General features: G+C 39.0%; 17 protein-coding genes. 15 read left to right on the top strand and 2 right to left on the bottom strand.

Going from position 1 to position 22,187, the window contains the following annotated elements; genetic code table 11:
• From G622_RS0106740 to G622_RS0106700, 9 genes are all read left to right on the top strand, one after another.
• Window positions 1-566, top strand: a 566-nt coding sequence (locus G622_RS0106740; RefSeq protein ID WP_026510070.1) for a transposase, incomplete at its 5' end; no start/stop codon positions are given.
• A gap of 206 nt (window positions 567-772) precedes the next feature.
• Window positions 773-2,248, top strand: a complete 1,476-nt coding sequence (locus G622_RS26835; protein ID WP_081675213.1) for a GNAT family N-acetyltransferase — start codon at window positions 773-775, stop codon at window positions 2,246-2,248.
• A 292-nt stretch (window positions 2,249-2,540) separates the two neighbouring features.
• On the top strand, window positions 2,541-3,449 hold the full coding sequence (locus G622_RS0106730; RefSeq protein ID WP_026510068.1) for a chemotaxis protein: 909 nt from the start codon (window positions 2,541-2,543) through the stop codon (window positions 3,447-3,449).
• Window positions 3,450-3,744: 295 nt separating this feature from the next.
• Window positions 3,745-7,866, top strand: a complete 4,122-nt coding sequence (locus G622_RS0106725) for a hypothetical protein (RefSeq protein WP_026510067.1) — start codon at window positions 3,745-3,747, stop codon at window positions 7,864-7,866.
• Between the two features lie 34 nt (window positions 7,867-7,900).
• Window positions 7,901-8,506 carry an imidazole glycerol phosphate synthase subunit HisH gene (hisH, locus tag G622_RS0106720; protein ID WP_026510066.1) on the top strand — a complete coding sequence of 202 codons (606 nt, stop codon included), beginning with the start codon at window positions 7,901-7,903 and terminating at the stop codon, window positions 8,504-8,506.
• Window positions 8,507-8,527: 21 nt separating this feature from the next.
• Complete coding sequence (gene hisF, locus G622_RS0106715; protein ID WP_026510065.1) at window positions 8,528-9,286, top strand: imidazole glycerol phosphate synthase subunit HisF; 759 nt, start codon at window positions 8,528-8,530, stop codon at window positions 9,284-9,286.
• A 100-nt stretch (window positions 9,287-9,386) separates the two neighbouring features.
• The gene (locus G622_RS0106710; protein ID WP_026510064.1) at window positions 9,387-10,061 is read left to right on the top strand and encodes a uracil-DNA glycosylase; all 675 of its coding nucleotides are present in this window, start codon (window positions 9,387-9,389) and stop codon (window positions 10,059-10,061) included.
• A gap of 95 nt (window positions 10,062-10,156) precedes the next feature.
• Entirely contained in the window at window positions 10,157-11,458 is a 1,302-nt protein-coding gene (locus G622_RS0106705) for a diaminopimelate decarboxylase (RefSeq protein WP_026510063.1), read from the top strand.
• Window positions 11,455-12,327 carry a tyrosine-type recombinase/integrase gene (locus tag G622_RS0106700; RefSeq protein WP_044914866.1) on the top strand — a complete coding sequence of 291 codons (873 nt, stop codon included), beginning with the start codon at window positions 11,455-11,457 and terminating at the stop codon, window positions 12,325-12,327. Before G622_RS0106705 ends, G622_RS0106700 begins: the two co-directional genes overlap by 4 nt.
• A 40-nt stretch (window positions 12,328-12,367) precedes the next feature.
• On the opposite strand, the gene G622_RS0106695 is transcribed toward G622_RS0106700, so the two are convergent.
• A complete protein-coding gene (locus G622_RS0106695) occupies window positions 12,368-13,396 on the bottom strand; it encodes a 3-deoxy-7-phosphoheptulonate synthase (RefSeq protein WP_026510061.1) in 1,029 nt (342 codons plus the stop codon).
• 283 nt (window positions 13,397-13,679) lie between these two features.
• Between G622_RS0106695 and G622_RS0106690 the strand changes: the two genes are divergently transcribed.
• The 3 genes from G622_RS0106690 to G622_RS0106680 all read left to right on the top strand — a co-directional run bounded on the left by G622_RS0106690 (window position 13,680) and on the right by G622_RS0106680 (window position 17,256).
• Complete coding sequence (locus G622_RS0106690) at window positions 13,680-14,765, top strand: acyltransferase (protein ID WP_026510060.1); 1,086 nt, start codon at window positions 13,680-13,682, stop codon at window positions 14,763-14,765.
• A gap of 98 nt (window positions 14,766-14,863) precedes the next feature.
• Window positions 14,864-16,582, top strand: coding sequence for a C1 family peptidase (locus G622_RS0106685; protein WP_026510059.1), 1,719 nt, complete (start codon window positions 14,864-14,866; stop codon window positions 16,580-16,582).
• Window positions 16,583-16,956: 374 nt separating this feature from the next.
• The gene (locus tag G622_RS0106680) at window positions 16,957-17,256 is read left to right on the top strand and encodes a hypothetical protein (protein ID WP_026510058.1); all 300 of its coding nucleotides are present in this window, start codon (window positions 16,957-16,959) and stop codon (window positions 17,254-17,256) included.
• A 99-nt stretch (window positions 17,257-17,355) separates the two neighbouring features.
• Here G622_RS0106680 and G622_RS0106675 read toward each other — a convergent pair whose 3' ends face one another.
• A complete protein-coding gene (locus tag G622_RS0106675; protein ID WP_026510057.1) occupies window positions 17,356-17,622 on the bottom strand; it encodes a PilZ domain-containing protein in 267 nt (88 codons plus the stop codon).
• A 52-nt stretch (window positions 17,623-17,674) separates the two neighbouring features.
• Between G622_RS0106675 and G622_RS0106670 the strand changes: the two genes are divergently transcribed.
• From G622_RS0106670 to G622_RS0106660, 3 genes are all read left to right on the top strand, one after another.
• Window positions 17,675-18,409, top strand: coding sequence for a hypothetical protein (locus G622_RS0106670; RefSeq protein ID WP_026510056.1), 735 nt, complete (start codon window positions 17,675-17,677; stop codon window positions 18,407-18,409).
• Window positions 18,410-18,474: 65 nt separating this feature from the next.
• Entirely contained in the window at window positions 18,475-20,301 is a 1,827-nt protein-coding gene (locus G622_RS0106665) for an ABC transporter ATP-binding protein (RefSeq protein ID WP_026510055.1), read from the top strand.
• On the top strand, window positions 20,294-22,123 hold the full coding sequence (locus G622_RS0106660) for an ABC transporter ATP-binding protein (RefSeq protein ID WP_242832970.1): 1,830 nt from the start codon (window positions 20,294-20,296) through the stop codon (window positions 22,121-22,123). Before G622_RS0106665 ends, G622_RS0106660 begins: the two co-directional genes overlap by 8 nt.
• Window positions 22,124-22,187: the final 64 nt, after the last annotated feature.

Below are 22,187 nucleotides of genomic sequence, written 5' to 3'. Positions count from 1 at the left end.
ATCACCGGAGCATATCCAAAGCTGAAGAAGTCTATGAATTAGCATCCGGTGGCATTCCTACACTATCTTCCAGTACCCCATCGACCAAAATGTTAGTACAGGAAGCAGTATCAGTATTAAGGGCTATAGATAGCTCCTTGGCTACTATATTAGCACGAATGCAGGTTCTTGCTAAGTCCTTACCAGAATACTCTACAGTTAGAGAAATGGGTGGTGTTGGAGATGTGCTAGCGCCAAAACTAATTGCAGAAATAGGAGATGTAAGAAAACTTCATAGTGCAAAAGCTCTCATTGCTTGTGCCGGTATAGATCCACCACCTTACGAGTCAGGACAATTTGTGGGCACAAATCGAAGGATGACAAAGAGAGGGTCATCAACTTTACGAAAAGTAGGATATGAAGTAATGAGGGTACTTAAGAGTCATCCGGCGCCCAAAGATGCTGCTGTATATAATTATATAATCAAGAAAGAAAATGAGGGAAAGTGCAAAAAACACGCTAAAATAGCGGGATTGAATAAATTTCTACGTATATATTATGCAAGAGTAACCGCGGTCTACAAATAAGTATCCACAGCTATAAAAAGGCTGGAATTATTCATCCAGCCTTTTTGTGATGCTTAAAAATGGTGAAATTGAAAACACTTAAAAATAAGCCGTTTCGCTATTGACATTTGTTAGCAGGTTTTTGTATAAATTTTTAACGTTGTAAAAATATAATTATTTGATATACTTATGAATGTTTTATGAATAAAAGCAAAGTGGGTGCAGATATGACTAAGATAAGGGATGTTAAGGTAGAAGATGCAGAAAGATTATTGGAGATTTACAGTTTTTATGTAATTAATACAGCAATTACATTTGAGACTGAAGTGCCATCACTTGATGAGTTTGTTGGAAGGATAAAGAGAATTACAGCTAGATATCCATATTTAGTGGTGGAAGATGATGGTATTATTTATGGATATGCCTATGCGGGAGTATTTAAGGATCGTGCAGCATACGATAAGTCCTGTGAACTTACTGTCTATATAGACAAAGATGTAAAGAAAAAAGGATATGGTCGTTTACTTTATGATGCTTTGGAAGTAAGACTTTCAGAGATGGGAATAGAGAATCTTTATGCATGTATCGGTGACCCTGTTGAGGAAGATAAATATCTTGATAAAAATAGTGAGAATTTCCATGCTCATCTTGGTTTTAGAAAGATTGGTACATTTTATAAATGCGGGTATAAATTCGATACCTGGTATAACATGATTTGGATGGAGAAACTGGTAGGTACACATAGCCTCAAAAAAGAGAGAATTGATTTATGGAAGGATAATGAATATACATATCCGCTTGCTTTTGGATTTAAGCCAAACATGGTGAGCTATTTACATAATGATGGGCAGAAGCATCCATGTATGGTTGTTATACCTGGTGGCGGATATTGCGTTGTATCACCAACTGAAGGAGAAATAGTTGCAAAAGAATTCTATAAAATGGGATACAACGCCTTCGTAGTTACATACACCACAAATATACTTTTTAAAGAACCTCTAATGGATCAGCCCATGAAGGATGTATCAAGGGCAATCAGATTGATTAGAATGGATTCTGAAAAATATGGAATATTTGAAGATAAAATTACAATATGTGGCTTTTCAGCAGGGGCACATTTGAGTGGATCTGTATGCGTTCATTTTGATGATGTGTCTGACGAGAATGAGACGTTGAATAAAATAAGCAATAGACCTGATTCTGCTATTTTATGTTATCCGGTTATTACAGCAGGGGAGTTCGCCCACAGAGATTCTTTTAATGCTCTTATAGGTGAAGATGCGGAACCTGATAAACTTGAATACTTTTCATTGGAAAAAAATGTTACTAAAAATACTCCGCCTACATTCCTTTGGCATACTGCGACAGATGATCTTGTACCTGTACAGAATAGCTACTTGTACGATGAAGCACTTACAAAAGCCGGGGTTAATCATACTTTACATGTCTTTTCATTTGGACATCATGGACTTGGCTTAGCAGATGAGGATTGGGCAAATCACAGATTTGGTGAACCTTATACTTATGAGCAGACATTTAATACGGTACAAGCCGTAAAGGATAATTTAGTAGAAGTATCAGATGAAAAAAGAGAAGAGTTGATCAGAGATTTCTCCGAAGCAAAATATTGGCCTGATGTGACCTATCCTGAAGTGGCATTGTGGCCTGAAATGGCAGATGCCTGGATAAAGACAACGTACTGATTATATGTTAAATTCTAATATCAAAAGCTTCAAAAATATTGAAGTTTAAAGGATTTGCTAAAAGTATAAACGAAAAAGAGTATATAATCGAAACCATTTTTGAAATGTATAAAAAACTTATTAACAGATTCTTAAAAGACAGTCAATTCGGCTGTCTTTTTTATTTTTTCTATTTATTTTGCAAAAGTATATGCTATACTAAATTAGAATATTAAACATATATTCAATCGGTTTTTAGTTTGTTTTTTATGAGATTGCAGTATCATTTTTTTTCATTGCGTGAGGTGAAAATATGGAATCAAAAATCTTGCTTGAAAATGGCACAAACGAACTTGAGGTCTTAGAGTTTAGAATTGATGATCATTGTTATGGAATAAACGTTGCAAAGATTAAAGAAATTATCGTATATCAGGAAGTCACGCCTGTTCCAAACGCACATCCCAGTATTGAAGGCATATTTATGCCCCGCGACACGATGATAACTGCAATTGATTTACGTAATTGTTTACAGAGAGGTGCATCAAAACCAGGTGGACTTTTTATAATCACAAACTTTAATAAGCTGGATATTGCATTTCATGTAGATGCTGTTGTGGGAATTCATAGAGTTTCATGGGCAGATATTATTAAACCTAACGCAACTATTTCAAAAGCTGAAGAGAGTATTTCAACCGGTATTATCAAGCTTGAAGAGCGACTTATTATCATTCTTGATTTCGAGAAAATTGTTTCTGATATCAATCCTAATACAGGTCTTAATGTTGCTCAGCTTACTGACATCGGAACAAGAACCAGAAATGAGATACCGATAGTTCTGGCAGAGGATTCACAACTACTTAATAAGCTGATCGTAGATTCTCTTAAAAAGGCCGGATATGATAATGTCAGACATTTTGAAAATGGTAAGCTGGCATATGACTATATCAAAGGCTGTAAGGATAGAGGACAGCTTGATAAAGTTAAGTGCATAATTACAGATATTGAGATGCCTATAATGGATGGTCATCGTCTTACAAAACTTGTTAAGAGCGATGATGAGACGAAACAAATTCCTCTCATTATTTTCTCATCACTGGTTAATGAGGAAATGAGAAGAAAAGGAGAGTCTTTAGGAGCCGACAGGCAGCTTTCAAAGCCGGAAATCGGTAATTTGGTTGCTGTGATTGATGAACTTGTTCATGCTGATGGCGATGCCAAATAAAGATATATGATGTGAAAGATAACTCCCTTTATTGCTTCAGTTATGAAAAACGATTTTCAATGACTGCTACAATGAAGGGAGTTTTATAATTTAAGAAGGGCATACAAGGAGGTTATTTTTCTTTGAGCAGAGGACTTAGCCAGGTATTTTCAAGGCTGGTGCGAGTCATGCAAGCTGGCTTAGTGAGCTTTTTTAAGCCAGGTCGAGCTTGTAAATGATTTATAAGTTCGTTTTATAAAAAATGGACTTTTTATTATTTTATATGTAAATGCCATACTGTAGGGGAGCAGGCAACATGAAGTCTAAAAACGAAGAGTATTTGGACAATTTATTAAAATCTCTAAGAGAGGATACTAATTCCGGAATTGCTAAAGTTGCTGAAAGTGAAGAATTGAATGCAGCAATAAGTAATTCTTCTGAAAACAGTGATTTAAATGAAATTGGGGAAATACTTAACAAAATGGATAGTGGTGAACTACTTGATTCAGGAATGTCAACAGTTCTTGATTCTATTAGTGCGCCAATAGATATGACGTTGCCAAAATATAAAATAGGGGACGAAGTTGGGGATGATTACGAGAAAGATGCTGATGAAATAGCTTTGGATGAAGCTATTGCCAAAGCGGAGGCTATGGAGCTTGAGGCTCAGAATAAAGCTATACCGTCTCCATATGAAGAAACATCTATTAATGATGAAATATTGGCTGCTAATGAGCCAGCTGCAGAAGAGGTAGTGATTTCTAATGAACCGACTGCAGAAGAGGCAGCGGCTGCTAACGAACCAACTATAGGAGCTGAGAAAGCATCTAATGAGTCGTCAAAAGAGAATATGGTTGAGATACCTGAAATACCTTCTTTGGATGAAATGTCTTTTGATGGTGGGGATGTTGATAAATTAAAGGATGAAATTAATGGTACAGATAATGATGATGTAGCAGATTTAAATATTGCAGACTTATCAAATCTAAGTAAAACAGATGATCTGGAAGCTAAAAACATTTCAGAGAGTGCACAGCATGAAGCATCGGAAGATATTTCAGAATCTCTATTAGAGGTTGCTCCAGAGGTATTCATTGAAGAGGAAGAAAGTACGGTTAATTCAAGTCCAACAGATGCAAAAGAATCTTCGGAAGAGATTCTTGATGAGATGTTGCATGCACCTGAAGAAATAGCAGATATTGGTGAAATGGATGTGAAAGATTCTGCAGGAGACAATTTTGAAATTCCTACTACAGAATCTGAAAATACAGTATCTGATGAAATGCTCAATCTTGATGGGATGTTGGATGGCATTGAAGATACGAATGTGAATATGGATGATGATACAGCAGCTTTGAATGCCGTAATAAATGATGGGGCAAGCGGAGCAAAAGCTGAGGAGCCTGAATTATCGTTAGATGATATACAAATTCCCGATGGATTGCTGATGGATAGTACTTTGGATGATGGTATATTTGCTGATGGTGAAGAGCTTGATACCAATGATGCAGGTCAGAATGATGCTGAAGATGCAACTGGCTCTGATGGAAAGGTTCCTGAAGCAGAAGATGAAATTGCTGAATTAACTGAGGAAATGTTTGCAGAATCATCAAAAGATAATTCAGCTGAACCAACAGAGAGTAACCAGGTTGAATCAAATGAAGATGTACAAGCTGAATTAGGCAGTGACGATCCGACAGCTTTAAGTGAGGATATGCTAGCTGAATTAGTAGATGATAGTTCAGCAGTATCAAGTGAAAATGCGCAAGCTGAATTAGGCAGTGACGATCCGACAGCTTTAAGTGAGGATATGCAAGCTGAATTAGCAGATGATAGTTCAGCAGCATTAAATGAAGAGGTTCAGGATCAATTAATCGCTGAGAATCCGGCTGAATCTGGAGAAATCATTTCGGATGAAATGAGTGAGCCGATACAAGATGCATCAGAAGAAATTCTGCCGGAATCACCAAACGAAATACAACCTGAAGCATCTGTAGATCTAGAAGATATACAACTCGATGTATTAGAAGATGCAAATTCAGAAGCACCAGAGGAAATGCATACTGACGCATTAGCAGAGGTACAGTCAGAAGCGGCAGAAGAGCTACAACAGGAAGCGCCTGAAGGAATACAACCGGAAGTATCAGAGGAAATATTGCCTGATGCACTAGATGGAATTCAGCCGGAATTATCAGAGGAATTACAACCAGAAATACTAGAAGAAATTCAGCTTGAGACACCGGAAGAAATACAACCGGAAATATTAGAAGAAAATTTAGAAGCATTAAGTGAGGAGATACAGGAGGGACAAACAGAGGAAATTCCGGAAGAGGCAACAACTGATATTCCGGTTGAAATGATGGAGGAAGTACCGGGGGAAGTAACTGATGAATTACCGACCAATATAGCTGAAGAAGCTTTGGTAGATACAGGAGGTGAAATTGTGCCTGAAGATGTAGTATCCACTGAGGAAGGAAGTGCAGCGTTGGACACCCCGGAAGAGACTTTAGAAGAAGCTCCGATAGAAGAGATGTCAGGTGTAGTAGATGAAAACTTAGCTGAGGAAGCTAATCCTGATACTGCAGAAGAAGTAGTTGCTGATGCAGGTAGTGAAGTTTCTGCAGAAGAGGCGGTTGCAGATACAGGTAGTGAAGTTTCTGTAGAAGAGACAGTTGCTGATGCAGGTAGTGAAGTTCCTGCAGAAGAGGCAGTTGCTGATGCAGATGGCAAAGTTCCTGCTGAAGAAGTTCCGTTAGATGAAATATCACTTGATGGAGGCCCAGCAGAAGATGCACCGGTGGATGAAATATCACTTGATGGAGGCCCAGCAGAAGATGCACCGGTGGATGAAATATCACTTGATGGAGGCCCAGCAGAGGAAGCACCGGTAGATGATTTTTCACTAGATGAAGCATCTCTTGAAGAAGCGCCTATTGATTTAGAAAATGAGGTTGCACCTGAAGAAGCTCTTTCCGAAATGACAGACGGTGAAGGGCTTGAAGAAGCCATTGCGGATTTTGCTGAGGCACTGGGTGATGATAATAATGAATCGGGGGATGATGATTCAGATATAAGTTTTGATGAAGTAAGTGCGGAGCTCGATGATCTTCTTAAAGAAGCTGGAGAAGAAATCAGTGACGAAGCCATTGAGGGAAGTGACGATATCGGTGCTGAAATGGATCTGGACAGTATGCTGGAAGATCTTGGAGGGGATTCTTCTGATGCAGAAGGTGGCGGAAGCGAACCGGCAGATGTTGAGATGCCTGATTTGGATGCCATTATGAACAGCCTTGCCAGTGATGATGCTGAAGATTTGGAGAATACAGCACATATTGATGAAAAAGAAGGTGCTGCTGCAGAAGAAATCAGTCTGGATGATATGGGCACAGATGAGGCTCCTTCTGAGGAAGGTTCGAACTCTGAGGAAGAAATAAGTGCCGAAGATATGATGGAGGCAATGGGAGAAGAGGGTCCTGAAGATAATGGATTATCCGAGGATATCCCTGATCCTGATGAAGTTAATGACAACGGCGGAGACTATGATGAGCTTTCACTTCGCGTAGGTGAGGACGAGCTTTCTGAAGCTTCTGAAGACGGAAAGAAAAAGAAGAAAAAGGGTGGACCTAATATAATATTCCGCTTACTTGCTACACTTTTTAGAGTTCTGACGCAGACTGATGAAGATCTTAATCCAAAATCGGCTGAGGATGAGCTGGCTAGTCTTACGGATGAAAATCAGCAGGTTTTAGATGAGCTTGCATCTGAAGGCAAAAAAGCTAAAAAAGAAAAAAAGAAAAAAGAGAAGCCACCAAAGAAAGAAAAGCCGCCAAAACCAAAGAAGGAGAAGCCTCCGAAGAAAGAAAAGCCCAAGAAGGAGAAGAAACCAAAGCCGGATGATGGTGAGCCGGAGAAAGCACTTGCTCCTAAGAAGGTTGCAATTTCAATGCTATTTGCATTCAGTATTGGTGTACTATGTTGTCTTCCTTCAATTCTTCTTCCCGGAAGGATTCTTATGGGAAGAGCAAACAGTGCTTTTGAAAATAAGGATTATGCAACAGCCTATAAGCTTTTATATGGAAAGAAATTGAATGAAGAAAATTCATTGATGTACCATAAGGCGAGAGTTATGACCAGTGCACAGCATTATCTTGATTCATACAATAACTATAAAGCCATGAAAATGGAGGATGAGGCTCTTGATATTCTTCTCATGGGTATGAATACAAAGGATACTATACTTGCAGAAGCCGAGGAGTTTGAGGTTGCGAATGAAGTCCAAAGCGTGTATGCTAATATCGAATCGACGCTCGCTTCTGAATATGGACTTAGTATCCAGGATATTGATGAGATTAACAGCATCAGTGAAAAAACATTGTACACAAGACGAATAATGGAAGTTACAGGTACAATAGAAAAAATTATGCCTAAGTCAGAATAGTGAGATCGATATCCTATCAGGGAGATGATATTTGATGCTAGCTATAATTGACTATGATGCAGGAAACATTAAAAGTGTTGAGAATGCTTTTAAGTATTTAGGAGCAGAAACTTGCGTAACCAGAGAACCTGATGAGATTTTAAGAGCTGATCATGTGGTTCTTCCCGGTGTGGGAGCCTTTGGTGACGCTATGAGGAAGCTTGAGGAATATAAACTTACGGATGTTATCCGCAAAGTTGCGGATAGCGGCAATCCGTTTATCGGAATCTGCCTGGGTTTGCAGTTACTTTTTGATTCCAGTGAAGAATCAGAGGGTGTTGCAGGTCTGGGCATTTTGCGTGGAAAGATAAAGAAAATACCGGACAAGGGAGTTTTGAAGATACCTCAGATCGGCTGGAACAGTTTAAAATATCCTAATGAAGGAAAACTGTTCAAAGGAATAGATGAGGATTCCTATGTGTATTTTGTCCACTCATATTATCTTGATGCAGATGATAAGAGTATTGTTACGGCAACGACTGAATATGGAACACTAATCGATGCGTCTGTAGAGAAAGATAATGTATTTGCATGCCAGTTCCACCCTGAAAAGAGTTCAGATGTTGGAATGGAAATCCTGAAAAACTTTTTACAAATTTAAATATATAGAAAAGGACAATATATGCTGACTAAAAGAATAATTCCATGTCTAGATGTTAATGATGGCAGAGTGGTAAAAGGAATAAATTTCGTAAAGCTTAGAGATGCAGGTGATCCGGTGGAGGTAGGAAAAGCATATTCTGAGGCAGGAGCTGATGAGCTTGTTTTCCTTGATATTACAGCTACTTCTGACGCCAGAAATACAGTAGTTTCTCTTGTAAGAAAAGTTGCTGAACAGATTTTTATCCCATTCACGGTTGGTGGTGGAATAAGAACTGTTGATGATATGAGAGCTGTTCTGAGGGAGGGTGCTGATAAGGTCGCCATAAATTCTGCTGCTGTGAACAGGCCTGAGCTTATTACCGAATCTGCGGAGAAGTTCGGCTCACAGTGTGTAGTAGTTGCGATAGATGCAAAAAGAAGGCCTGATGGTGGTTTTAATGTATTTAAAAATGGTGGAAGAATTGATACCGGACTGGATGCCATTGAGTGGGCAATTGAAGCTGAAAAGAGAGGTGCAGGAGAAATATTGCTCACGAGTATGGATGGTGACGGAACCAAGGAAGGCTATGATATTGAGCTGACAAGAAAAGTGGCAGATTCCGTTGGTATTCCGGTGATAGCTTCAGGTGGTGCAGGTAAACTTGAGCATTTTTACGAGGCACTTACAGAAGGTGGAGCTGACGCTGCTCTGGCTGCATCCTTGTTCCATTACAAGGAGCTTGAAATAAAGGAAGTTAAAGAGTACCTGAGAACTAAAGATGTTCCGGTTCGATTATAAGAAATAATTGATAAAAAAGATTATTTTGAGCGGATTTCCGAATGCAGAATAAAAAACGTTCGGTAATCTTTATACTACGATATGAAAGGTTGTGATCTAAATGCCAATGATATCTAATGATTGGCTTCCTGCGCTAAAAAGTGAGTTTAGCAAGGATTACTATAAAAATCTGTATAAATTTATTATGGATGAATATCATTCCAGGGTGATCTATCCTCCTGCGGATGATATTTTTAATGCGTTGCATCTTACACCACTTAATGATGTTAAGGTTCTGATATTGGGACAGGATCCCTATCACGAGCCGGGACAGGCACATGGGCTGTCTTTTTCTGTTCTTCCCGGGCAGGAGGCACCGCCTTCACTTGTGAATATTTATTCAGAACTCAAAGATGATCTTGGATGTTATGTACCGAATAATGGATATTTGAAAAAATGGGCTGACCAGGGAGTGCTTTTGTTAAATACTGTGCTTACAGTAAGAGCACATGCCGCGAATTCTCATAAGGGAAAAGGTTGGGAGCACTTTACAGATGCGATAATAAGTGCATTAAATGAGCAGGAAAGACCAATCGTATATATGCTTTGGGGAAAGCCTGCCCAATCGAAGATGCAGATGCTGAATAATAAAAAGCACCTTGTCCTTACGGCTCCTCATCCAAGTCCGTTGTCAGCTTATAGAGGTTTCTTTGGTTGCAGGCATTTTTCAAAATGCAACGAATTTCTTGTGGCTAACGGAATATCACCGATAGACTGGCAGATAGAAAATATCTAAAGATTATTCAAATTATATTGGACACAAGCGCTTTTTCATGATAACGTAGTAAAGTGAATTTTATTATTGAAGTTTAAGTATAGGAGAGCAGTAATATTATGAAAAAAGCATTCGTAACAAAACAGCAGGTTGAAGCTATTGAAAAGAAATACCCTACACCTTTTTATTTATATGATGAAAAGGGAATTATAGATAATGCCAGAGCAGTTAAAAAGGCTTTTGCCTGGAATCCGGGATTCCGTGAATATTTTGCTGTAAAAGCAACACCCAATCCTATGATCATGAAGCTTTTGCAGGCTGAAGGATGTGGCTTTGACTGTTCTTCAATAACAGAGCTTATGCTCAGCAGGTCTATCGGAGCATCAGGCCAGTACATCATGTTTTCTTCAAATGATACACCTGCCAATGAGTTCGTTTATGCGAATGAAATTGGAGGAATTATTAATTTTGATGATATTACTCACATTGAATATGCTGAAAAAGCTCTCGGAGGAGTACTTCCTGAAACTATAAGCTGCAGATATAATCCGGGCGGAGTATTCACTATGAGTAATGGAATTATGGATAATCCCGGAGATTCCAAGTATGGAATGACAAAGGCGCAGCTGTTTGAAGCATTCAAAATGCTCAAGGATAAAGGTGTTAAGCATTTTGGAATACATGCATTTCTTGCAAGTAATACTGTGACAAATGAGTATTATCCTACACTTGCAGCACAGCTTTTTGAGCTTGCAGTAGAACTTGAAAAAGAGACCGGAGCTGATGTGAGTTTCATAAACCTTTCAGGTGGTGTCGGAATTCCATATGAGCCTGATAAGGAAGGCAACGACATTGCTGCTATCGGCGAAGGTGTAAGAAAAGAGTTTGAGAAAATCCTGGTTCCTGCAGGTATGGGAGATGTTTCCATATATACTGAAATGGGACGTTTTATGCTTGGACCTTATGGTGCTCTTGTTACCAAGGCAATCCATGAAAAGCATATTTATAAGGAATACATCGGAGTTGATGCATGCGCTGTTAACCTGATGAGACCTGCAATGTACGGTTCTTATCATCATATTACAGTGCTTGGAAAAGAGGATGCGCCACTTGATCATGTATATGATGTGACAGGTTCTCTTTGCGAGAACAACGATAAGTTTGCAATTGACAGAAAGCTTCCTAAGATAGATATGGGTGATTATCTTTTTATACATGATGCGGGAGCTCATGGCTTTGCAATGGGATACAACTATAATGGAAAACTGTGGTGTGCAGAACTCTTGTTAAAAGAGGATGGAAGTGTCGAGCAGATAAGAAGAGCTCAGACGCCCAGAGATTATTTTGCAACCTTAGATGGTCTTTCAATGTATTCTGAACTAGATAAAATCATGAAGGAACTTGAAAACAGAAAATGAAAGAGATTCAGGACTTTATAACTGAATGTAAATTATCCGGAAAAATGAGCCAGAGCACTATGAAATCCTATAGCTGCGATATCAAAAAGCTACAGGATTATCTGCAGAAAAGCGGGATTTCTGAAATTTCTGAGATAACGGAAAAAGTGCTAAAGGCTCATCTTGATAATCTTTCAGGGAAAGGTTATTCCTCTGCGACAATTGCCAGAAATATAGTTTCAATAAAAGCATTGTTCAGATATTTGGTAAAAAATAAGATAATTAATATTGATGCCACTGAGAATCTGACTGCCCCTAAGGTAGAGCTTCCTAAGGCAAACGTTCTTACAAGAACACAGATCGAGGAACTTCTTGGTATGCCTGATACCAGAACTGCCAAGGGACAGCGTGATTCAGCTATGTTGGAACTAATGTATGCGACTGGGATAAAGGTTTCAGAGCTTATAAGTGCAAAGGTTTCTGATATTGATATGCAGCTTGGAAATATTCTCTGCATCTCGGATAAAAAAGAGAGGATAATTCCTTTTGACAGAAGGACTAAGTCTGTACTGACGAGGTATCTTCAGGATGGAAGAAGACATCTGATAAAGAGTACTGACGAAGAGCTGCTTTTTATCAATTATCAGGGAGAAGCCATGAGCAGGCAGGGAGTATGGAAATTAGTTAAAAAATATGCCCTGCAGGCGGGAATCGAAGTGCCGATTACTCCTGAAGCTTTAAGACACAGCTTTGCAGCGCATCTTGTTGAGCGTGGAGCAGATATAGAAGCTGTACAGATAATGATGGGACATGTAAGTCCCACCTCAACGGTCAGATATGCTAAGGAAAATCGTGACTATATAAGAGATGTTTATAATAGAACGCATTAAAAAACGGGGTTGCTCATGCAGCCCCGTTAAAACATTAATATTAAACCAAATCAGCGATATCAAGGAGGAGACGCTCTGTATCATCCCATCCAAGGCAGGGATCAGTGATGGATTTTCCATAGATTCCTTCTCCGATTTTCTGGCAACCTTCTTCGATGTAACTCTCGATCATTACACCCTTTACAAGTTCGCTTATATTTTTGTTCTGACTTCTGGAATGAAGAACCTCTTTTACAATACGGATCTGTTCCTTGAATTTCTTACCTGAATTATTGTGATTAGCATCAATAATGGCAGCAGGATTCTTAATATCGCGCTCAGCGTACAGATAAGCAAGAAGACTGAGATCTTCATAGTGATAATTAGGCTGTGACTGACCGTGCTTATTTTGAGATCCGCGAAGAACACAGTGAGAGAGCGGATTACCACTTGTTTTTACTTCATATCCTCTGTAAACGAAGGAATGAGGAAGCTGAGCGGCATATACTGAATTGAGCATGACACTTAAAGTTCCGCTGGTGGGGTTCTTCATGCCTGCCGGAACACCAAAACCGCTTGCAACCATGCGGTGCTCCTGATCTTCAACACTACGTGCTCCGATTGCTACATAGGAAAGAATATCTTCTACATATCCCCAGTTCTCAGGGTAAAGCATCTCATCGGCAGCAGTCAGGCCTGATTCCTCAATTGCTCTGATCTGCATGTGGCGCATGGCAATAAGTCCTGCGCGGAAATCAGTTTTTCCCTCAGGATCTGGCTGGGAAGTTATGCCTTTGTAGCCTTCACCGGTTGTGCGGGGCTTGTTTGTATATATTCTGGGAACGATTATCAGTTTCTCTTTTACAGTTTCATTGATTTTTGCAAGTCTTGAAACATAGTCACAGACTGCATCTTCGTTATCAGCAGAGCAGGGACCGACAATGACAAGGAATTTATCACTTGTACCTGTCAAAACGTCTGCAATTTCCTTATCCCTTGTTTTCTTAAGCTCAATAAGCTTATTGGATAAAGGGAATTCATCTCTTATTTCCTCGGGAGAGGGAAGCTGCTGTATATATTGAAAAGACATTGTTGAAAACCTCCGATGAACAAAATTGTTAGATTCAAAGCTGAACCTACGCTCTTCACTATATCACGTTAAAGTTCGAAAGTAAACGATGAAATATACTTGATCATTTTTAATATAGTTAAAGCTTGTGTTTGAATCAATACTTATTATAGTATTTTAAATTCCCCTGACTATTCTTTATGTTATAATTCTTAAGATAAATACTGATTTCTGAACTTTATTATAATTTGTGTTCAAGAAATCAAAAGATTTATAAGCAAAATAATACGGAATAGGGATGGTTATGGAGAAAGTATCAACAAGACAGACAAATATCGAATTATTGAGACTAATAGCAGCATGTGGGGTAATAGTTCTTCATTATAACAGTAATACAGATGGAGCGTTTTACATAGCTCCTGACAACAGTATAAATCAGTTTATTCTTGTTTTTCTGGAATCACTGAGTATCTGTGCAGTTAATGTTTTTGTACTGATATCAGGATATTTCTTAAGCAGGTCGAACATTAGAGACTTTTTTAAGCCGGCAGGGCTGCTCATGCAGGTAGCAGTGTTTGCAATTCTTGCATTTTTTATTGAAAAAATATTGATTCCCGGAAGTGTGACAATCGATACTTTATTTGAATTTTTGTTTTCTTCCAACTGGTATATATATGTATTTATTGCGCTTTACATGATTTCTCCGTTTATTAATGTGATGTGGAAGGCGCTTAATACTGCAGGAAAGAGAATACTTTTAGCATTTTCATTTTTCTTTTTCTCTGTATATCCCACATTTATCGATGTGCTTATATATTGGTCCGGCAGACAGCTTAACGGCAGCAGCACTATAGGACTGGAGGGATCACAGGCGGGATATACCATTGTGAATTTCATACTTTTGTACATTATCGGAGCTTTTATCAGAGACCTATCTGACAGCAAGCTGCCATCAAATGGCAATCTGTTCCCAAGATATTTCATCTGTCTCTGCCTTGATATGGCATGGGCATTCCTTGACGGAATAAGGCAGGGGAAAAAAATATATGATACTATAGCGTGGAATTATAGTAACCCGTTTATCATTGCAGAAGCGGCTATTATTGTGATGATCTTTTTAAACCTGAATATAAAGCAGAATAAGGTAATTAATAAACTTGCATCAGCTTCACTGACCGTATACATTCTGCATCTCAGATTTCTTGGATTTTTCCAAATTGAGAAATTTGCAAAGGGTAATCCTTTAATAATGATAGTGCATATGATAATTACTGTAATAGTTATTTACTTTATATGCTTTTTATGTCATCTTATATACAAATATCCTGCGAGACTGATTTCAAATCTGGCATCAAAGAAAGTTGGAGGATTTAGAAAGATTTCCATATAAGTATTTCCGGACGCAGGATTCTTTAACGTGTTTAATTATAGCGTTAAAGAAATTACAAGATGTTGAGGGAACGATTTTTAGATATTATAGAGGGATAAATGATAAGAAAAAAATCAGCCGTCACTGTAAGCGTAGTTTCAGTGGCGGTATTAAATTTTGCTACAAATTGTGCATTTACCTATGAAGATACCAAAACTGTCATACCGATAGATATTCCCGAGCTGACTGTAAGCGAAGCCATTGTGATCGACGATGATGAAGATCTTGAGGAGAACATCGATGGCACTGAGTGCGATTATAAATCGGTGATATCGGATGGTGAATTGCCTTCTTTTTACAGTTCTGATCAGGTGGAAGGCAGGGACTATGTAACGCCCGTAAGAAACCAGGGGATATCTGCTATGTGCTGGAATTATGCAGCAATAGGAGCTGTTGAGAGTGATCTTTTAAGGCACCATGATAATCTTTCAGCTGACAGTTTAAATCTGTCTGAGAAGCATGGGGCCTACTACAATATGCATAAGGCTTCAGGAAAAGAATTCAGCGGTATTGAGAATGATTATCGGGAATTTGTTTTCATAAATAACGATAGTCTTCTCGGTAAATATGATACCGGTTATCTGTCTGTAGGTGGAGTTACAGATTATTCACTGTCGGTACTTACTGCCTGGAAGGGTCCGGTGGAAGATGAGGACAGTGATTCACTTCATGTTATCAAAGGAGTAAGTGATTTTTATGCTCAGAATGCTGACGTTCCGACAGATGCATATGAGTCATTTTGTCATGTTCAGGATGTACTTGAAGTTCCGGCGACCGCAAAAAACAGAGACATCATCAAGCGGATGATAATGGAGCATGGAAGTGTTACGGCAAGTATATGTTCAGATGACGAATTTTGGACAGGGAAAAAGGTAGCACTTTATGATTACAAGGATTATGGCAACGGGAATTATGCTGATCACGAGATTTTGATTGTAGGGTGGAATGATGATTATCCTGCTCAAAACTTTATCACTAAACCCGGCATTGATGGTGCGTTTATATGTAAGAACAGCTGGGGGACAAAAAGCGGTGCCCAGGGATATTTTTATCTGTCCTATGAGGATAAAATACTTACGGGCAACAATGTCGTAGCCTACAGCTCAGCCATGCCGGAAGATGATAGCTGGTATGACAGGAACTATCAGTACGCAGGATTTATAACTCAGATAAACGATCCGATAAAGGATCAGAAAAATGTAGTATATATGTATGATAATAATAATGCAGCCTATGGAATAAGCTTCACTCCGGAAGGTGATGAGGTGCTTTCTGCTATTGGTTATTTTACAATGAGTACTGCGTCTGATGATGAGATAAGTGTCTATGAGGTATCCAAAAAGGAGATAGACGAAGATAATGCTAAGGTGCTGGCAGAAATGATCGGAAGGTTTGACGAAGCAAACGACATGGGAAAACTTGCGGACTTTTCTTATGTTGATCTTACAAAAATTGAAAAGCCGGTGGCCAGAATGAAATGCAAGGCAGTCACAGGTGGTTTTCATACTTTTAAGCTGGATAACCCCCTCGAAGTGCAGGCAGGGAAAGAGTATCTAATAGTAATTCGTCCCGGTAAAAAGACGAAGCTTATATATGAAAAAGCAATGGATTACACCACTGAGGCGCACAAGGACGAATGGCAGCATAATATGGGTGCGATACATACCGTTAACACAGCAAGCGGATACAGTTATCTACAGGATTTAACCGGTAATTTCATGATAAAGCAGACAGATAAGGATTTTTTTGTTAAGGCTTATACTGTTGGGAAAAATTAAAAAATCCCCATTAATGGGAGGTGGCCATGCGATGGGGAGTCGCATGGCCATGTTGTATGAAAAAAGTTTTTTGGGGTTCAGAAGATGTTCTTCATCTCTGATGTGATTATGATAAGACAAATTTATGTCCAAAATATGGCTGTTTTATTAAGCAAAAGTGTTATGTTTCTTAAGATATGATGGGCATTTTGTGAACAAAAAATAAAAATTAACGAATTGACGTATCACGTGAGGCGAAATAGCAGAAAACATGCGGCTTTTAGATTGTTAAAGAATTACCTATCATTGCAAAGTTATCCTTCATGTGCTATATTTTGTGGTAGATAGTAACAAAAACACAAATTCTGCTAATTAAGATTCATAGGAGGTTTGTAGTGGGGAGAGAAGACAGGACACCTGCAGAGATTCGTACAACGGACAAACTTAAGATTCAGAAGATACTCGGTGATGCCGGCTACATTGTAGAGATGGGGAACGGAAGCGTGCCTACAGTAGTATGCAAGAGGCGTGAAGACATGAGCAAGGATCTGGCGGCGATTCGCAAGATTCTCAAGGAGCAGAGATACGAAGGAAGCTTTGGGGTAAGAGCTCCTCGTAAGACTGACGAAATAATTGCAAATGAAGAAACCGAAAGTCCTGAAGTTATAGACGAATTAGTACCTGCAGCGGGCTGAGAATAGAAATAAGGAGTTGTCTTATAAAGCCAACTCCTTTTTCATACCTTGATTTAATTCCATTTTATAAAATCAGATATAGCAATAAGCAATATCTGTTTATGCTGTAGCTGATTTATCATCTACAATAATTTTAGACTGGGATTGAATTTTTCTATACTCTTCTTTTCGCTTCTTAAGAGAAATGATATAACTCATAAGCCGTGAATCGATTCCACGCATTTTGCAGCCAACTGCGCTGTAAGTTCCCATATTAAAGCATCTTACAACAACAAAAGGTACCTCAATTGCCTTGGCAAATCCCTCAGGCTTAAAAGAGAGGGTAAAACTGTCTCCATTTTTTATAGCTGTGGTCTTTCCAAGCAAAAGAGAAACTGTAAATAGCTGTAAAGAATAATTTATATAGTGGTGAAAGTTTATGTCAAAAATAGGAAAGTTTTTTGAAAAATTAATTCCATCATATATCCCCAATACAGTTGTGTTGATGTTCTTTACTGGAATATCGGTTATCACAGGACCTGTTAAGAAAAGGATAAGAGATGTTCACTATGAGGAAAATCAGGAACTTCTTGCAGGTGAGTGTCGGCATTTGCTTGAGGGCAAGGATTTGATAGAAAACCAGTCAGATTGGGGGAAAGTGCTGTTTGGGAGTCACAAAAAATCCAATATTTCCTACTCTGGATGCGGAATTATTGCTACTTATAATGCTCTTAAGGTTCTTGGAGATAAGGGGACTCCTATGACTTATCTTATCAAATACTATGAGCAGACCGGAATCACTTTAAAGGGTGGTTTCGGAATAACACCCAGAGCACCTTATCAGTTTTTTAAGAAAAAAGGGTACGAGGTTGCTAAGATCACAACAAGACGAACAGATATTATCAATGAATTGGGAGACAGATATACGGCGTTTATCGTGACATTTTACTGGGATAAAAGCAATATTAATTCCCAGCTCCACACTGTATGTATATCAAAGGAAGCGGATGGATTTTATATTCATAATATTTACTGCAAAAAAGCGGATGGATCTTATACAAGGCAGGGGAGTTACGCAAGCCTTACAGATGCAGTAAACGGTACCGGGAAAAATACAGTACCACTTGTAATTATAGGGATTCGTCAAAAGAAGGTTGGAACCGGTTACCGTTAGCACATGTTACGGTATCCGAATCCGACAAAACTAAATATATAAACTTGCGTTTATGGAGGAGGACTATGAAAAATACTAAAGAAAAATTTCCTACTAAAACATCACTGGTCCTGTTTTATCTAAAGGGAAGTGTACATTTTTTCCTGCTGGGAGTGATCTTTTCAATTGGCGTGGCGTTTCTGGATATGGTAAACCCTAAGATCATTCAGTATACGGTAGACTACCTGCTTGGAGATGCCGAGTCAGAGATGCCGGTATATATGCAAATTATTGTAAATCTGTCAGGAGGAAAGGAATATCTTAAGACACATATATTCGTAATCGCACTTATAGTATTTGCGATAGCATTTTTATGTGCATGCTTCAGATATTTTAATAAGCTTTTTAATTCCATGGCGGCAGAAAAGCTTATTTGCAGAATGAGGGATGTTCTTTTTGAACATATCTGTCATCTGCCCTTTGCATGGCATTCTGAGAATCATACCGGAGATATTATTCAGCGATGCACTTCTGATGTTGAGACCATTAAAATGTTTCTGTCAGAGCAGATTACATCACTTTTCAGAATAATGATCATGCTGATACTGGCTGTAAACTTTATGCTGCAGATAGATTTAAAGCTATCAATAGTGTCACTGGTATTTATTCCTTTAATCGTTCTGTACTCATTCTTTTTCCATAATAAGATAGGAAGGGCTTTTGAGAACGCGGATATTGAAGAGGGAAAATTATCGGCAATTGCACAGGAAAACCTTACGGGAGTCAGGGTTGTACGAGCATTTGGCAGAGAGAAGTTTGAACGTGAACGTTTTGAGACCAAAAATAAAGAATACACCAAAATGTGGATCAGACTTATGAGACTTCTGGCTGCATTCTGGACATCTAATGACATGATATCAGGAATGCAGGGAATGGCTGTTGTAGTAATGGGTACGATATTCTGCGTTCAGGGCAACATCACAGTGGGCGAATTTATAGCCTTTGTATCCTATAATGCCATGATCTCCTGGCCGGTACGTATGCTTGGCCGTGTTATTTCAGATATGAGTAAGGCCGGAGTTTCCATAGACAGGTTAAGATACATCATGAATTCTGAGGAGGAGAACGATAAAGAAAATGCAATAACACCGCCTCTTGATAAAGATATAGAGTTTAGGAATGTAAGCTTTTCATTCGAAAATGGTAACACGGAAATACTTAAAAAGGTCAGCTTTAAGATAAAAGCCGGAGAGACGCTGGGGGTTCTCGGAGGAACAGGTTCAGGTAAATCTACCCTCATGTATTTGTTTGACAGACTATATAACCTGCCGGAGGATGGCGGAAGTATCACTGTCGGCGGAGTAGATATCAGAGATATTAAGATGCATTATCTTAGAAAAAATATTGGTCTTGTTTTGCAGGAGCCATTCCTTTTCTCAAGAACCCTTTATGAGAATATCGGAATCACCAAGAAGTCCGCAAAGATGGAGGATATCAGGAAAGCTGCAAAGATGGCTTCACTTGATGAGACCATACGTAACTTTGATGAGGGCTATGATACATTTGTTGGAGAGCGCGGTGTAACACTTTCAGGTGGACAGAAGCAGAGAACTGCCATAGCTCAGATGCTTGTTTCAGAGCCGCCTATCATGATATTTGATGATTCCTTATCTGCAGTTGATACGGAAACTGATGCAAAGATAAGGGCTGCGCTTGATAAGAATGCCGGACAGGCAACTACTATCATCATTTCGCACAGAATTACTACACTTATGCATGCTGATCATATAATTGTTCTTAGTCACGGAGAGCTTGTGGAGGAAGGAAAACACGAAGAGCTTCTTGATAAGAACGGATTATATCGAAGAATTTATGACATTCAGATTCAGGGAGGAGGAGAAGACATTGCCTGAAAAAATAAACTTAAAACAAACAAAAGCAACCAGACTTCCCCTGTTTGGTCTGCCAAGGCTCTTTCCCTTTTTAAAACCTTATATTCCAAAGATATTAACAATGATATTTCTGGCATGTATGGTAAGCCTTATTGATTCATCAATACCACTTTTTAACAGATATGCACTTAATAACTATATTGCAAAAGGGACTGTTAAAGGTATTGGATATTTTGCATTACTGTATGCAGGGATGCTGCTCGTGAAACTTGCTATGGATTTTACCAGTGCCAACATGGTCGGAGAGATAGAGATGTCCATAGACAGGGATTTGAGAAACGCTGCCTTCAACCATTTACAGGAGTTGTCTTTTTCATATTTTAACCAGAATAATGTCGGCTATATCCATGCGAGGGTTATGAGTGATACCGGAAAAATCGGTGTGATGTGTGCCTGGAGAATGATGGATATTGTATGGAACGGCAGCTATGTTTTGTTTGTTCTTATTGTTATGGTCACTATTAATCTAAGACTGGCTTTGTATATCCTTGCTCTTATACCTATAGCAGTGGTGTTGGTCATATTTTTCCAGAAGCGCCTTATAGTACTGAACAGACAGATAAGAGAGCTGAATTCAGCAATCACCGGTAACTTTAATGAAGGAATTACAGGGGCAAAAGCGATAAAGACTCTTGTTGTAGAAGACAAGATTCAGCACGACTTCACAGAGGATACCGAGAAATACAGGAAAAATGCGGTTCACGCAACTCACTTTTCAGCTCTTTTCACATCCTCTGTAACAATGCTTTCTTCCTGCGCTTTGGCACTGGTTTTGTGGAGAGGCGGAGTGCTGACAATGGAAGGGGTTATGGAAATCGGAACACTTTCTGTTTTCCTGTCATATTCCCTTGGAATACTGGAACCCATTCAGAACATAATCGTCACCTTCTCAGAGCTTATCGCCGTACAGGTTAATGTTGAGCGATTCATAAAACTCATAGAAACAGAATCGGATGTTGCAGATTCTCCTGAGGTAATTGCAAAATACGGTGATACCTTTAATCCTAAGAAAGAAAACTGGGAGGAACTCTATGGAGATGTGGAATTCAAAGACGTTTCATTCCACTATCCTGACGGCACAGAATATGTTCTGGAGCACTTTAATCTAAAGGTTCCTCAGGGGACTAACGTTGCCATTGTGGGAGAGACCGGTGCGGGCAAATCCACATTGGTAAACCTGGTGTGCAGATTCTTTGAACCCACTAGCGGTGAAGTTCTGATAGACGGAAGAAACGCCAAGGAGAGATCTCAGCTGTGGCTTCACAGCAATATTGGTTACGTTTTGCAGACACCTCATCTGTTTTCAGGAAGTGTACGTGATAATCTGCGATATGGTAATCCTGATGCTACTGATGAAGAAATCTGGAATGCTCTAAGACTTGTATCTGCAGATAAGATTGTGGAGAGAATGGAGGAAGGACTTGACAGTGATGTAGGTGAAGGCGGTGACATGCTCTCTACAGGTGAAAAGCAGTTATTATCCTTTGCAAGAGCTATACTTGCAAATCCGAGAATTCTTGTTTTGGATGAGGCTACTTCATCCATAGATACTGTTACAGAGAAAGCTATACAGGATGCAATCTCTGTGGTGATAAAAGGACGTACATCATTTATGATCGCCCATAGATTATCTACGGTAGTAGATGCGGACATAATCCTTGTTGTTAAAGACGGTAAGATTATTGAACGCGGAAAACACAAGGAACTAATGAAAAATATTGGTGGTTACTATCATCAATTATTCTCCCGTCAGTTTGAAGAGATGGAAGCAAAAGCTATATAAACTCAAATGATCCCTCGGCAACAACCGGGGGATTTTTATATATTATTAAATCCCATTGGATTTC

Origin of the sequence: Butyrivibrio sp. LC3010 (assembly GCF_000424385.1) — a bacterium.
In the GTDB taxonomy this organism is placed as follows: Bacteria; Bacillota; Clostridia; order Lachnospirales; family Lachnospiraceae; genus Butyrivibrio.
The sequence above is the reverse complement of the archived record's forward strand: the minus strand, read 5'-3'. Positions and strand labels throughout refer to the sequence as shown.

Coding starts and splice junctions, on each gene's coding strand:
- G622_RS0106665 (WP_026510055.1), top strand. CDS start 18,475: ATGAAAAATACTAAAGAAAAATTTCCTACTAAAACATCACTGGTCCTG.
- G622_RS0106685 (WP_026510059.1), top strand. CDS start 14,864: ATGATAAGAAAAAAATCAGCCGTCACTGTAAGCGTAGTTTCAGTGGCG.
- hisF (WP_026510065.1), top strand. CDS start 8,528: ATGCTGACTAAAAGAATAATTCCATGTCTAGATGTTAATGATGGCAGA.
- G622_RS0106670 (WP_026510056.1), top strand. CDS start 17,675: ATGTCAAAAATAGGAAAGTTTTTTGAAAAATTAATTCCATCATATATC.
- G622_RS0106690 (WP_026510060.1), top strand. CDS start 13,680: ATGGAGAAAGTATCAACAAGACAGACAAATATCGAATTATTGAGACTA.
- hisH (WP_026510066.1), top strand. CDS start 7,901: ATGCTAGCTATAATTGACTATGATGCAGGAAACATTAAAAGTGTTGAG.
- G622_RS0106725 (WP_026510067.1), top strand. CDS start 3,745: ATGAAGTCTAAAAACGAAGAGTATTTGGACAATTTATTAAAATCTCTA.
- G622_RS0106695 (WP_026510061.1), bottom strand. CDS start 13,396: ATGTCTTTTCAATATATACAGCAGCTTCCCTCTCCCGAGGAAATAAGA.
- G622_RS0106730 (WP_026510068.1), top strand. CDS start 2,541: ATGGAATCAAAAATCTTGCTTGAAAATGGCACAAACGAACTTGAGGTC.
- G622_RS26835 (WP_081675213.1), top strand. CDS start 773: ATGACTAAGATAAGGGATGTTAAGGTAGAAGATGCAGAAAGATTATTG.
- G622_RS0106700 (WP_044914866.1), top strand. CDS start 11,455: ATGAAAGAGATTCAGGACTTTATAACTGAATGTAAATTATCCGGAAAA.
- G622_RS0106710 (WP_026510064.1), top strand. CDS start 9,387: ATGCCAATGATATCTAATGATTGGCTTCCTGCGCTAAAAAGTGAGTTT.